This is a genomic window from Acidobacterium sp. FHG110202_01, from assembly GCF_059115305.1.
On record NZ_JBZYWJ010000011.1, the window covers coordinates 100,408 to 113,743 of the forward strand.

Consider the following 13,336-nt stretch of genomic DNA (forward strand, 5'->3'; position numbering starts at 1 on the left):
CGTTGCTTCGCAACGAATCGCATGAGCGTTGCTCGTGCGGGTCCTTCGACTTCGCTACGCTGCGCTCAGGATGACAAGTTCGTGGTGGATGTCGAAGGTTTTTCAGCAAGCAGGGCGGGAGTATTTTCTCCCGCCCTGCTTGCTGCGAAGGCCCATCCGGCAAGGACCGCTCCGCGCGCAGCGGCCGCCGGAGGCACAGGGCCTAGAACAGATCAGGAATGCTGGTGAAGGCGATGCGTGTGGGGGCAGCGGCCTTGGCCAGCAGCATGCTGGCGGGGAAGAGCGTGTCTGTTCCGAATTTGTGGTTCAGGGCGTCCATGGTGGCGGAGAGTTGCGTGCGCCGCGTTTCTTCTTCCAGGCCGGAGAAGAGGCTCAGCGTATGCAGGTGGTTGGGGACAAGCTCGCCGAGCCATACGCCGACGAAGAAGGGTTTCTCGTATTGCGGACCAGTCGGCATCTCGGCCCAGAGCTTGCACAGCGCTTCTACGAGGGTCTGATTGTCCTGGCATTCGATAACTGTCATGCCGTGCGACCATCCAATCTGCGGAATTCCGGAGTGGTGCTGTTTCCTGGCGATGGCTTTGGGCACGGCGAATTTTACTGCAAGGGAGATATTCGTCGTCCACAACTGCGCGGCGCGCAGGCGCATAGCTGCTTTGTGCAGAAGCTTATGCGCGATGGCATAAGCTCCGTCGCGCGTCCGGAACTCAGGCGGAAGCATATGGCTCTGGCTGACGGATTTCTGGTGCTCGAGTTCAGGGTTGTTGAAGTCCTCGCCGCGCAGCCAATGGTAGAGCTTTTCACCGCCTATCCCGCCCCATGCATCGTTCATCTGTTCGCGGTTCAGCATCAGCAGCTGCTCCATAGTCTGGATGCCGCATTCGTGCAGGCGGCGTTCCATACGCGCGCCCACGCCAGGAAGATCGCGCAGCACCAGGCGTTTGAGCGCGGGCTCCAGAATGTCGGGGGTGAGCGCGATCAGGCCGTCGGGCTTTTCCATGTTGGAGGCAATCTTGGCTAGATAGCGGTTTGGTGCGAGACCCACCGAGCAGCGCAGCATGCTGCCCACTTCCTTGCGAATGGTCTCTTTCACCCGCCGTCCGAGATCGAGCGCCGCGCTCAGCGGTTGTTCGCGACCGATCAGGCTGCAAGCCATTTCGTCGATCGACATGACAGAAGTCACCGGAACACAGGTCTGCACTGCATTGACAATTCTGTGGTGGTAATCGACATAGAGCTCATGGCGCCCTTCGACGAGTTCAATCTCAGGGCAAAGACGCTTCGCTTCGCCCACCTGGGTGCCGGTATACACCCCGAAAGCTTTGGCCTCATAGCTGGCGGCAATACAGAAAGTGGTGTCCGCCATGAGAGGCACGACGGCTACAGGGCGGTTGCGCAATCTGGGGCGCAGTTCCTGCTCGACCGAGGCAAAGTAGGAGTTCAGGTCCAGAAGGAGCCAGCGAACGCGCGGTTCGGCTCCCGTTTCGCGTTTTCCACGGTCCAACATAGGAGCAAGCTATATTTAATTTTCGCCTTTTCTTTGCCTAATGTCCAGAGAAATTGCCCGTGGTTCAACTAATTGCCTGTTGAAAACGTCAATTCCATTGCGGAACCAGACATCCATCTTCGCTGAAGATTCTGCTTTTCTCCGGTGGAATCGCAGTGCAATGATAGAGACACCGGAGAAAACTCTGAATACGGTTTTTAGGTTCTTAGCAATCGGAGCAAGCGTATGTGGTTTCTGAAAATGCACGATCTTCTGAATCACTTCTCGCGCTTAAGCGATTTTCTACCCGCCATTCTGATCACGATTGGCGTTGCCATGCTGATCGGATGCGCCGTCGGATGCGTCTGCACGCCCTGTGAGGAGAAGGACGACCTCTTCCATAAGGAAGTGCTCTGACTCAGGAGAGCAGGCGCGCCTCAAAGCCCTGTGCCTGCAGGATAGAGATGGCTTTTTTATCGAAGGAAACAAGCTCCTCTGCACCCAGCCAGCTGCCTTCATAGGCAATTACGCCGTCAGCGAAATCCCCGCCCGCCTCAAGCGTGACCAATCCCGCTTCCACCGGCGGACGATTCATGACTACATTCGCACCATTCATCAGGCGGCGGATCGCGTCCGAAATTTCTGAAACGGGCCTCTTATAGCCTTGACGAAGCACCCACACAAATTCACAGAGGACAGGTATGGGAACAGCAATGAGATCGGCTTCCTGGAGGATCTTTACTGCCTGCCGCGCCTGGCGCAGATCGTCCTGAACAGCAGCCCTGACGAGCACATTGGTGTCTGCAGCAATCTTCATTTTGCCTTTGACCATCCGCGGGCAGCGATTTCATTCATTTCGTCGATGGTCAGCTTCGGCCCTTTCTTGTGCGACAGGCAACCGATGAAATCAGAAATCGTGCCGCTTTGTGCGGCTGCCCTTACAACAATCCTGCCATCCGGCAGCTTGTCGGCTTCAATCTTCTCACCCGGGCCTACACCCAGATGCTTCAACAGTTCCCGTTTTAAGGTGACCTGTCCTTTTGCGGTGATAGTAAGGGTGGTCATATCTTCCTATATGGTAAGGTAAAATTGCCTTACATTCAATCGATAACAACTCTTTCCACCGCTGCTCTTCTATAATCCGCAATGCATGGAAACTACAAACCACGGCTTGCGGGCCGACATGTTGGCTGAGCTCGAGCTGCGTAACCGGCAGGCCGAAGAAGGCGGTGGCAAGGAACGCCGCGAGCGCCAGCACAGGGAAGGCAAGCTCTCGGCGCGTGAGCGCATTGCACTGCTGCTCGACGAAGGTACCTTCGAAGAAACCGACAAGTTTGTCACCCACCGTTCCACCGATTTCGGCATGGCGGAAAAGCGCATTCCCGGCGATGGCTTCGTTACCGGATATGGACGCATCGATGGCCGCACCGTCTTCGTCTTTGCCCAGGACTTCACAGTCTTCGGCGGTTCGCTCTCCGAAGCGAACGCGGCAAAGATCGTCAAGCTGATGGATATGGCCATGCGTGTCGGCGCGCCGATGATTGGCCTCAATGATTCAGGCGGCGCTCGCATTCAGGAAGGTGTGGTATCGCTTGCCGGGTACGCCGACATCTTTCTGCGCAATACTCTGGCCAGTGGAGTTGTGCCGCAGATCTCTGCCATTCTTGGCCCATGCGCCGGCGGTGCCGTCTACTCGCCCGCGATCACCGATTTCACGCTGATGGTCGACAAGACCTCGTACATGTTCGTGACCGGGCCGGATGTCATCAAGACAGTGACGCACGAGGAAGTCACAAAGGAAAAGCTTGGCGGAGCGACCACGCACAACGAGATCTCTGGAGTAGCCCATTTTATGGCGCACGACGATGCCGAGTGCCTCGCCATGATTCGGGAGCTGTTGGGTTTTCTGCCGTCGAACAATATCGATGACCCGCCGCGTCGCGCATGCAGCGACCCCGTAGACCGCGCTGACCGTGAGCTGGACTCGATCGTGCCTGCTGAATCGAATCAGCCTTATGACATCAAGCAGGTGATTGAGCGCATTGTCGATGATGGATATTTCTTCGAAGTTCACGAGCACTTCGCACGCAATATTGTCATCGGTTTTGCCCGGATGAATGGCCGTCCCGTGGGCATTGTGGCGAACCAGCCCGCATTTCTTGCCGGGGTGCTCGACATCGACGCCAGTGTAAAAGGCGCGCGCTTTGTGCGCTTTTGCGATGCCTTCAATATTCCGCTCATCACACTTGAAGATGTTCCCGGCTTTCTTCCCGGAGTACAGCAGGAGTACGGCGGCATCATCCGTCATGGAGCGAAGCTGCTCTACGCCTTTGCCGAAGCGACCGTGCCGAAGCTCACGGTGATCACACGAAAAGCATATGGCGGCGCCTATTGCGTCATGAGTTCGAAGCATATCCGCACCGATCTCAACCTGGCATGGCCCACAGCCGAGATCGCAGTGATGGGACCGGAAGGCGCAGTCAGCATCGTCTATGGGCGCGAACTCGCCGCAGTTGTCACTGACGCCGAAGCAAAAGAAGGCCCGCTGAGCGAAGAGCGCAGGCAGGAGATCCTCGCCGCCGCGCGCGCTGAAAAAGTGCATGAGTTCCGCGAACAGTTCGCCAATCCTTATATTGCAGCCGAGCGCGGATATGTAGACGCCGTCATCCTTCCGCATGAAACGCGCCGGCGCCTGATCACGGCGCTTGAAATGCTCGATGGCAAGCGCGACAAAAATCCTCCCAGGAAGCACGGTAATATTCCGCTATGAGCGGAACCGTCAGTACTGAGAATGCCCCACACTACACCTGGGGCGATGTCTGCGATGGATGGCATCTGGTGCGTGCCGAGGGCCTGAGTGTTATCGAGGAGCGCATGCCCCCGGATGCACAGGAGCAACGTCACTGGCATATGCGTTCACGTCAATTCTTCTACGTGCTCGAAGGTGAGCTGACAATGCAATTTGATGACAAGTGTGTTCTCGTCAAAGGGCGGAATGGCATCGAGATTGCTCCAGAATTGCCGCATCAGGCGAAAAATCTTTCCACAGCTGACGTGCGCTTTCTGGTGATTTCACAGCCGCCGAGTCATGGTGATCGTCATAGCTGAATTCTGCATCTTTAATACATAAACCCGATGAAGAAACAAACGATATGTTCGTTTGCATCGCTGTTACCAACAGATGTTAAAGTGAAGCGCGTACGAATTGATGTTAGATTGATGCGCACTGATAAAGTGTGATTGCCCGACCTTCTGCCGAGGACCCCCAATAAAACTCAGCTGAATGAGGTGAATCATGGCTTCTGGCCGCATACGACTGGAGAAAAGTGAACGGAAGGCGCCTGCTGCAGCAACGCGTCTGGGCCCTACCGCACAGCAACAGACCATCAGCGTGTCTGTCATCGTGAGGCGGAAGAATCCGCTGAATTTAAGTGAACTAAAGGGCCGCAGGCTCTCGCATGAGGAATTCAATGCGCAGTACGCCGCTGATCCAGGGGACTTTGAGAGCGTCAAAAAATTTGCGCAAAGCCATTCTCTTACTGTTGATGAAGCAGCGTCGAGCCTGCCGCGGAGAACCATCGTGTTGCGCGGTACCGTTGCCGATATGGAAAAAGCTTTTGACGTACAGCTTCATGACTACGAGGACACGAAATCCAAAAAGCGGTTTCATTGCTTTGAAGGTGCTGTTAGCTTGCCGGATGAGCATTCCGGCATTGTCGAAGCGATTCTGGGACTCGATGCAAGGCCCGTGGCAACGCCGCACTTCCGCCGTCTGAACCATATCGCCCCCAGCAAGAAGAAAAAGAAGAAGGATCCTGCGGCAGCCCAGCCGCAACCCTTCAGCGCCGTACAGGTAGCGAAGCTCTATGGCTTCCCCACCAATCTGAATGGCAGCGGCCAGGCGATCGGCATTCTCGAGCTGGGCGGCGGTTATACAGACAGCGATCTCCAGACCTACTTTAAAGGAGTTGGATTAAGCACGCCGTCTGTGACTGCGGTCCCCGTTGATGGCGGCAGCAATTCGCCGGGCGATCCAAGTGGCGCGGATGGCGAAGTCGAGCTTGATATCGAAGTCGCCGGATCAGTCGCGCCAGCCGCAAAGATCGCTGTCTACTTTGCGCCCAACAGCGACCAGGGCTTCATCGATGCCATTACTACCGCAGTGCACGACACGACCAACAAGCCATCCGTGCTTTCCATCAGCTGGGGAGGTCCGGAATCAAGCTGGTCGCAATCTTCCATGACAGCGCTCGACAACGCATGCCAGTCAGCCGCAGCGCTCGGAGTCACGATCACGGTTGCTTCCGGCGACAGCGGTTCGAGTGATGGCACGAGCGGCACGGTCGTTGATTTCCCTGCATCGAGCCCGCACGTGCTTGCCTGTGGCGGCACTGAGCTGTTTGCCAGCGGCACGCAGATCTCGCAGGAAGTTGTATGGGACGATCAGTCTCAAGGCGGAGGAGCTACTGGAGGCGGTTTCAGCACAACATTTGCTGTGCCTTCGTGGCAATCAGGCGTGGTCCCTTCAGGCAGTTCAGGCCGTGGCGTTCCTGATGTTGCCGGCGATGCCGCGCCGGAGACCGGCTACAATATTGTGACCGATGGCCAGCAGGAAGTGGTTGGCGGCACGAGCGCTGTCGCTCCATTGTGGGCGGGATTGATTGCCCTGGTGAACCAGCAGCGAACACAGAATGGAGGTCAGTCTGCCGGCTTCATCAATCAGACCCTCTATCAGAACGCGAAAGCATTCCATGACATCACGCAGGGAAGCAACGGCTCTTACTCCGCTGGACAGGGCTGGGATGCGTGTACCGGGCTTGGTTCTCCGAATGGTGCTGCCATTCTGACAGCCCTGACCGCTGCCAGTTAGAATTTCATTACTCCGCACGGCATACGTCAGCCGTGCGGAGTGCAAAATTTTTCGGCTGATATAATTTGCCAACCTGAAAGACCTGCTGACAGGAGCACTTCATTGTCTTTGGTGGATCGCCTGCTGGATGTTTCTTCCCGCCCTGTTCCTTTACGGGTTTTAGCCTTACGCAAGCTGGTGCAACGTTTTCCGGTCGGATCATACCGTGCCCGGTTGAACGCCGGCGCCGTAAATCGTCCATGGTATGGCTGGTGCCTGTTTCATGCCGCCGAGGAAGCAAAAAAACTTGGACATAAGGCCATGACGGCCGTCGAAATGGGAGTGGCCGGCGGGAACGGCATGGTCTGCCTGATGGAGCATCGCCGCGAAATCGAGAAGCTTCTGGGAATTGAGATTCTTCTAACGGGGTTCGACAACGGTGCAGGCCTTCCGCCCAGCAATGATCCGCGCGATCAGCTGTACGCCCTGCCCATCGGTTCCTATGAGATGGACGTAGCCGCGCTCGAAAAGCGTATTGCCGGGGGGGCCGAATTGATTCTGGGCAACGTGAGCCAGACCCTTCACGATTGGCAACCTCGCGCCGATGCGCCGCTTGGAGCGATCTTCTTCGATCTGGACTTTTACAGCTCGACCATGGCAGCGCTTCCCATCCTGTCAAAGCAGAATGTTCTTCCGCGTGTCTGGTGCTATCTCGACGACATTTCAGGATATCCGGATACTGCGGTCACGGATGAGATTGGTGTTCTAGCGGCCATTCGCGATTTCAACTCAAGTCCGGAACGCCAGCTATGCAGGGACCACATCATGCGGACATATTCCTTCAGAGGCCATGTGTACGAAAAATGGCACGATCACATCTACGTCTATCACCGATTCCATCATCCCGACTACAACAGGTGTCTCGCCACTGAGAAGCATCAACTAAGTCTTGGCGCTTAAGTTGACTTCATCGTCGGCTTGCCCCTGTCATTTCGTTCGATATAGCCGAAGGGCGTGTGGTGGTCATGAGTGAAGAGCACCAGCCACTGCTCCGGAATGGCACGCGCATAGAAGCGCTTGCGCTCTTCAATGCATGTCAGTGGATCAAGGTCGTAGCCCATCACCCATGTCACGTCGAGGTGCGCGCTGGTTGGGACCAGGTCAGAGATATAGCATGCGCGTCTGCCGCCCGAATCAATATGCACAGCCATCATCTGTAATGTGTGTCCGGGAAATGCTTCGACTGAGATTCCCGGCACAATCTCCTGCATCTCGCCGCGCTTGATGTCGAGCAGAGTCATCTGTCCGCTTTCAGCCAGAGGATCATAATTCGCGCTGACGTAGCTGATGGCATCGCGCTCCAGCTGCAAATGCCCATGCTCGACTTCGCCGCGATGCGCAAAGTAACGCGCATTGGGAAATGTCGGCACTATGCTGCCATCCGGCCTGCGCGTCGTATTCCATCCGCAGTGGTCAAAATGCAGGTGGGAGTTGATTACAATGTCGACTTCTTCCGGCTTGATTTGAGCGGCAGCAAAAGCGTCGAGCAGTTTCTCCTGCGCACCGTAAATCTGCCGCAATTTGTCACTGAGCTTGTTACCAATTCCGGTTTCGATAACGACGGTATGTTTGCCGGTGCGCACCACGACCGTGTTCAGTCCCAGCAGAATACGGTTCTGCTCATCGGCCGGCGCTCGTTTTTCCCACAACGGCTTCGGGACTACGCCGAACATCGCGCCGCCATCGAGAAAATAGAAACCGTCGCTGAGAACGGTCAGTTCGAAATCGCCCAGCGTGGTACGGCCGCGCAAGGGCTCATGCGAATCAGCTCGCTCTGCGGGATGGCTCACTGTGCCGCTCCTGCTTTCAGGTAAGTATCAAAGTGCCAGAGGATCCGCTCGAAGAGATGCGTATGCGCCACCGGCCCGGCAATGGAGTGTGTCTTGCGCGGATATGGCTGGAAATCATAGGCCACGTGCGCGTCGATCAATTTTTCGATGTACTGAATCGAATTCGCGAAGTGAACATTGTCGTCGCCCGTTCCATGAACCAGCAGCAGGTGTCCTTTGAGGTTCTTCGCGCTTTCAAGATCAGATGAGTCGCGATACGCGTCAGCCTCCTGCGCGGGCAGGCCGAGATAGCGCTCCGTATAGATGGAATCGTAGTTGCGGAAATCAGTCACCGGAGCAACAGCGACTCCGGCACGGAAGCGGTCAGAGTGAGAGAGCGCATTCAGCGTGAAGGTCCCGCCCCAGCTCCATCCCCACCAGCCGAGGCGGTTCTTGTCGAGCCGCGGATATTTCGTGAGTACCTGGTCGATGGCCGCAAGCTGATCGCTCAACTGCACCGGGCCAAAGTTGCGATACGCAGCCTGCTCGAAATCACGTCCCCGCCCGCCCATTCCGCGGTTGTCGACCCGGAGCACGGCAAAACCATGCTGCGCCAGAAGCTCATCGAAGAGGAAATTCGGACCGCCCCAGTGATCGCGCACGGTTTGAGCATGCGGGCCGCCGTAGGGATTGTTGATAAGCGGCACGCTGGCCGGAGATGTTGCACCCGGCGGCAGCAGCAGTGATGCATAGAGCGTGGTTTTGCCATCGGCAGCTTTCAGCTCAAGCAGCTCAGGCTTTACCATCTCGTATTCTTCGAGCTGTTTTGGATGCCAGATATTCTGGCACTGACCGCCTGCATGACAGAGGTCAAGTGAAGGCGGCGTCATCAGGTCAGAGGCTTTGTCGAAATAGTTTGAAGTGCCTTCCGCAAATTCCGGATCGTGCGCGCCATTACTGGTTGAGATGCGCTTCTTGCCCGAGCCGTCAAGGTTCACGCTCCATATCTGCTGCTGGCGCGGATCGCCCTCATTGGAGGTGTAATACACAGTGCGGCTCTTCAGATCAATCGACTGAATTCCGTGCACTTCATAATCGCCCTTTTCCAGCTGTCCGGCGAGTTGGGCCTCGCCATTCAGAGGATTCGCCGCCACATAAGTGTAGCGATAGATGTGCGTGTGGCCATCACGCCAGCTGGTAATCAGAAACTCGCCCGGCGCAAAGAAATTTACATCGTAGGTCGCATCGAAGAACTTGTCGTCGTTCTGCGCCAGGACCAGCCGCGCATCGCCTGTACGCGCATCCGCAAAGTACAGGTTCATATGCTTCTGATCACGCGTCAGTGCTTCAATCCAGAGAACGTGCGGATCAACCCATCCAAAGCGCGGAATGTAGTCGTTGCCCGCATCGAGCGGGACCTTGATCCATGTGGTCTTGCCGCCGCCTGCGCTCACGACGCCGACGCGCACGCCGGGATTCGGATCTCCGGGCTGCGGATAACGTTGCTGGTCTATGGTGGCGTGCGTGGGGACCCAGTCCGTGATCGGATACTGCGGCACAGCCTCTTCGTTCATCTGCAGGTAGGCCAGCTGCTTCGAGTCCGGCGACCAGAAATAGTTGCTGCGCACGTCCAGCTCTTCAAGATAGACCCAGTCCACCTCGCCATTCAGCAGCGTCGGCTCATGCGTATTCGTTACGGCTGTCGCAGTTGCCGACGGCCTGCCGACGTAGAGGTTGTGGTCGTGAAGATAAGAGATGTACTGCCCGTTGGGCGAGAATTTTGGATCGTCGCCGCTGCCTTGTCCCGTGTGGCCGACCTCGGTGCCAACACCGGTCTTCAGGTCATACATCCACAAGGTTCCATTAGTGTCGAAGAGCAGGTGCTTCGAATCCGGCGCCCAGATATAGTCCGGCTCGCCATAGCGCCCGCGATGATCACGGTCCTTCTCATTCAGCTGCACATGCATGATGGGCGTAAGCTTTTCATGACTCAGCAGTCTGCCGGTTTTGCCAGTGGCAGCATCCATCTCCATCATGTCGCCGTTGTCGCCGATATAGATGGCGCGTGTACCGTCCGGCGCCCATGTCATCTCTCCCGGAGGACGGCCCATGGAGATGCGACCGCCGTAGATGTCAGAGACGGTCCATTGTTTTTGCGCGTAGGCGTGGAAGGGAAAGGGGAGCAGACAGAGGGAGAAAAAGGCGATCAAACGGCGCACTGAATACCTCTAAAAGGTGATCTTCCCGCTTGCTGAATTTCGATTTGCGCGGAAGAACTATTCTAGTGCATTGCTGCCGGACCGCCGCCCGCCTTGCGCTTCTTCATCAGGAAAACCAGCGGGATCATGCACAGGCAGCACGCGGAGAGAACCGCAATCACGTCAAGATAGGCAAGCACCGAGCTTTGCGTGAGAAGCTGGCGGTAGAGATTCCCCTGGGCCATCATCTGCGCCTGTGTGGAGGAAACCACGTTTCCGGCGCTGTGCTGCAGGTATCGTCCCAGCGAGGTCACGTTTTGCTGGAATGCGGAGTCAGATTGTGTGAGGTGGCTGGAAAGCCGGTCCTGGTGAAACTGGCTGCGCCGCGCAAGCCATGTCACAAGGAACGAGGTTCCCACACTGCCGCCGATATTACGGGCAAGGTTTGTCAGGCCGGAAACATCGTTGCTCTTCGTTCGCGGAATATCGGTATAGGAAACGGTATTGATAGGCACGAAGAGAAACGCCAGCCCCGACGCCTGAAGAACGCGCAGCGTCGCAATATAGGCGTAGCTCACCTGTAGATCAAGTGTATGCATGCGCGCCATGGCAAGCGCCAGCGTGGAAAATCCATAGACGATCAGGTAACGAGGATCGATCCGCCCGACAAGGAAACCGACCAGCGGCATCATGATCATGACCGTCACGCCGCCCGGTGAAAGCGCCAGTCCGGCACGCTCGGCTGTGTACCCCATCAGCGTCTGCACAAACTGCGGAATGAGCACAGTCGTGCCATAGAGGGTAAAGCCGAGGACGAACATCAGCACAAACGACACAGCAAAGGTGCGGTTGCGGAAGAGCGTAAGGTCAAGGATCGGCTTGTGGCCTTTGCGGATCTGAATGATTTCCCAGATAAGCAGGGTCAGCAGCGACGTCACGCACAAAATGATGAAGTAAGTGATGAGCCGCGAGCCGAACCAGTCGTCTTCCTGCCCTTTGTCGAGAACGAATTCGAGCGACCCGAAGCCCATGGCCAGCAGGCCAAATCCGATATAGTCCAGGTTCAGTCCCTTCGAGCGCAGCCGCTTTACTTCCGCTTCGATATGCGGAGGATCTTCCACCATGCGATTGGTGAGGAAGAGAGAAAGAATGGCGACAGGCACATTGATAAAGAAGATCCAGCGCCAGTCATAGTTGTCCGTGATCCACCCGCCCAGCGTTGGGCCGATTGCAGGTGCAGCCACAACAGCCAGGCCATAAACGGCAAAGGCCTGCCCGCGTTTCTGGGGAGGGAAAGTGTCGGCAAGAATCGCCTGTTCGCTCGGAGCCAGGCCTCCACCACCAGCGCCCTGCAGCACGCGGAAGAAAATCAGCAGCGGCAGCGATGGCGCCAGCCCGCAAAGAGCCGAGCTGATGCCGAAGAGCACTACGCACCACATATAGAAGCGCTTGCGCCCGACAAACGACGTCAGGTACGCGCTCATAGGCAGGATCACAGCATTCGATACGAGATACGAAGTGAGCACCCACGTCGCCTCGTCCTGCGATGCGCCCAGTCCTCCAGCGATATGCGGCAAAGCGACGTTGGCAATGGAGGTATCGAGCACCTCCATAAAAGTGGCCAGCGTCACGGTCAGCGCAACTGCCCAGGGGTTATGTTTTGGCTTCCAGGTCGCTGCATCCGCACTCATAAGTGATTCTTTTTAGAAGCAGACGAGATTGAGTTCGATGCAGAAATTGGGCGTGTTTTTTATTGGAGCGGAGTGTGAATATGCTCTGGACGAACCCCAAGCCCCAGAACGCGCCCTGCGATGAACTTCAATCCGGGAATGCGCAGGAATGCGCGTATCTGCCATGGAGCGTGTGCTTTTACTGAAGTGCCGAGGAAGTTCAGCGATGCATGGTGCATGCGCGCCTGCATGGCCTGTATGATGCGCACCGGCAACTCACGCCGATCCTGCACCTCCTGGAGAAGCGCCTCCGTCACGCGCTTTTCCCGCAGTGCGACAGCGAGAATATTCGCCGCAGCCACAGCATCCTGAATGGCAAGATTGATGCCTACGCCACCGGCAGGCGACATGGCGTGTGCCGCATCGCCGATGCAAAGCAGTCCGGGTTTATACCACTGCTGCAGGCGGTTGATCTGCACCGAGAGCAGCTTGACCTGCTCCCAATCCGTGATCTCATCGACGCGCTGATCGAGAAAAGGCGCAATCTCGAGCAAGGACGCACGGAATGCCGGCAATCCAGCCGCTTTCACCGCGTCGAACGTGCCTTTGCGCACAATGAGTCCGGCCTGGAAATAATCGTTGCGGTTGATGAGTATCAGCATCTTGCCGTAATCAATGCGGCCGAGTGCCTGATACGGCTCGTCCGGCTTACGGCTCAGCCGGAACCACAGCACATCAATGGGAACGCCGATATCGATCACTTCAAGCTTGGTCGCTTCGCGTATGGTCGAATGCCGTCCGTCGCAACCCACGACCAGATCTGCTTCAATCTCTGTCGTTCCATTTGGGGTCTGCACGCGGACACCGCGAACGCGGCCATTTTCTTCGATCAGGCCGGTTGCGTCGTGCTCCATGCGCAGATCGAATGTGCGGAAGCGCTTGCCTTTCTCTGCAAGAAAGTTGAGGAAGTCCCACTGCGGCATGAGCGCAATAAATTTGCACTGCACTGGCAGACGAGAAAAGTCTGCGCCGGTAAATACGAAATCGCCAAACTGCCCACCGACACTCCGAATTTCCTGATGCGGCAATCTCAGAAATTCTTCGAGCAGTCCGAGTTCATGCATCAGCTCGAGCGTCGAAGGATGAATCGTATCGCCGCGAAAATCGCGAAAGAAATCCTTATGCTTTTCAAGCACGATGACGCTGACGCCAGCGCGCGCCAGCAGGTAGCCGAGCATTACCCCCGCAGGACCGCCTCCCGCAATGCAGCATGTCGTGCTTTCACGCTTCGCCAGGAATACCAT

At 56.7% G+C, this 13,336-nt stretch carries 12 protein-coding genes; 5 read left to right on the top strand and 7 right to left on the bottom strand.

Annotation, left to right across the window (positions count from 1 at the left end; translation table 11 throughout):
- Positions 1-202 precede the first annotated feature (202 nt).
- Positions 203-1,507: a Y-family DNA polymerase gene (locus AC5S16_RS21220; protein ID WP_493932119.1), complete on the bottom strand. Its 1,305-nt coding sequence runs from the start codon at positions 1,505-1,507 to the stop codon at positions 203-205.
- A gap of 225 nt (positions 1,508-1,732) precedes the next feature.
- On the opposite strand from AC5S16_RS21220, the gene AC5S16_RS21225 reads away from it, so the two are divergent.
- Positions 1,733-1,903 carry a hypothetical protein gene (locus AC5S16_RS21225; RefSeq protein WP_493932120.1) on the top strand — a complete coding sequence of 57 codons (171 nt, stop codon included), beginning with the start codon at positions 1,733-1,735 and terminating at the stop codon, positions 1,901-1,903.
- A gap of 1 nt (position 1,904) precedes the next feature.
- On the opposite strand, the gene AC5S16_RS21230 is transcribed toward AC5S16_RS21225, so the two are convergent.
- Both AC5S16_RS21230 and AC5S16_RS21235 read right to left on the bottom strand, forming a co-directional pair.
- On the bottom strand, positions 1,905-2,303 hold the full coding sequence (locus AC5S16_RS21230) for a type II toxin-antitoxin system VapC family toxin (protein WP_493932121.1): 399 nt from the start codon (positions 2,301-2,303) through the stop codon (positions 1,905-1,907).
- Entirely contained in the window at positions 2,300-2,551 is a 252-nt protein-coding gene (locus AC5S16_RS21235; RefSeq protein ID WP_493932122.1) for an AbrB/MazE/SpoVT family DNA-binding domain-containing protein, read from the bottom strand. Before AC5S16_RS21235 ends, AC5S16_RS21230 begins: the two co-directional genes overlap by 4 nt.
- Positions 2,552-2,636: 85 nt before the next feature.
- Between AC5S16_RS21235 and AC5S16_RS21240 the strand changes: the two genes are divergently transcribed.
- The 4 genes from AC5S16_RS21240 (at position 2,637) to AC5S16_RS21255 (ending at position 7,295) form a co-directional block, all read left to right on the top strand.
- Positions 2,637-4,256 carry an acyl-CoA carboxylase subunit beta gene (locus tag AC5S16_RS21240; RefSeq protein ID WP_493932123.1) on the top strand — a complete coding sequence of 540 codons (1,620 nt, stop codon included), beginning with the start codon at positions 2,637-2,639 and terminating at the stop codon, positions 4,254-4,256.
- Entirely contained in the window at positions 4,253-4,594 is a 342-nt protein-coding gene (locus AC5S16_RS21245; protein WP_493932124.1) for a cupin domain-containing protein, read from the top strand. The genes AC5S16_RS21240 and AC5S16_RS21245 overlap by 4 nt, the downstream gene beginning before the upstream one ends.
- A 187-nt stretch (positions 4,595-4,781) precedes the next feature.
- Positions 4,782-6,356, top strand: coding sequence for a S53 family peptidase (locus AC5S16_RS21250; RefSeq protein WP_493932125.1), 1,575 nt, complete (start codon positions 4,782-4,784; stop codon positions 6,354-6,356).
- A gap of 177 nt (positions 6,357-6,533) precedes the next feature.
- The gene (locus AC5S16_RS21255; protein WP_493932126.1) at positions 6,534-7,295 is read left to right on the top strand and encodes a hypothetical protein; all 762 of its coding nucleotides are present in this window, start codon (positions 6,534-6,536) and stop codon (positions 7,293-7,295) included.
- Here the strand turns inward: AC5S16_RS21255 and AC5S16_RS21260 are convergent.
- From AC5S16_RS21260 to AC5S16_RS21275, 4 genes are all read right to left on the bottom strand, one after another.
- Positions 7,292-8,185 carry an MBL fold metallo-hydrolase gene (locus AC5S16_RS21260; protein WP_493932127.1) on the bottom strand — a complete coding sequence of 298 codons (894 nt, stop codon included), beginning with the start codon at positions 8,183-8,185 and terminating at the stop codon, positions 7,292-7,294. The genes AC5S16_RS21255 and AC5S16_RS21260 overlap by 4 nt on opposite strands.
- Positions 8,182-10,383, bottom strand: a complete 2,202-nt coding sequence (locus AC5S16_RS21265) for a S9 family peptidase (protein WP_493932128.1) — start codon at positions 10,381-10,383, stop codon at positions 8,182-8,184. The genes AC5S16_RS21260 and AC5S16_RS21265 overlap by 4 nt, the downstream gene beginning before the upstream one ends.
- A gap of 62 nt (positions 10,384-10,445) precedes the next feature.
- On the bottom strand, positions 10,446-12,053 hold the full coding sequence (locus AC5S16_RS21270) for a DHA2 family efflux MFS transporter permease subunit (RefSeq protein ID WP_493932129.1): 1,608 nt from the start codon (positions 12,051-12,053) through the stop codon (positions 10,446-10,448).
- A 59-nt stretch (positions 12,054-12,112) separates the two neighbouring features.
- On the bottom strand, positions 12,113-13,336 hold the full coding sequence (locus AC5S16_RS21275; protein ID WP_493932130.1) for an FAD-dependent oxidoreductase: 1,224 nt from the start codon (positions 13,334-13,336) through the stop codon (positions 12,113-12,115).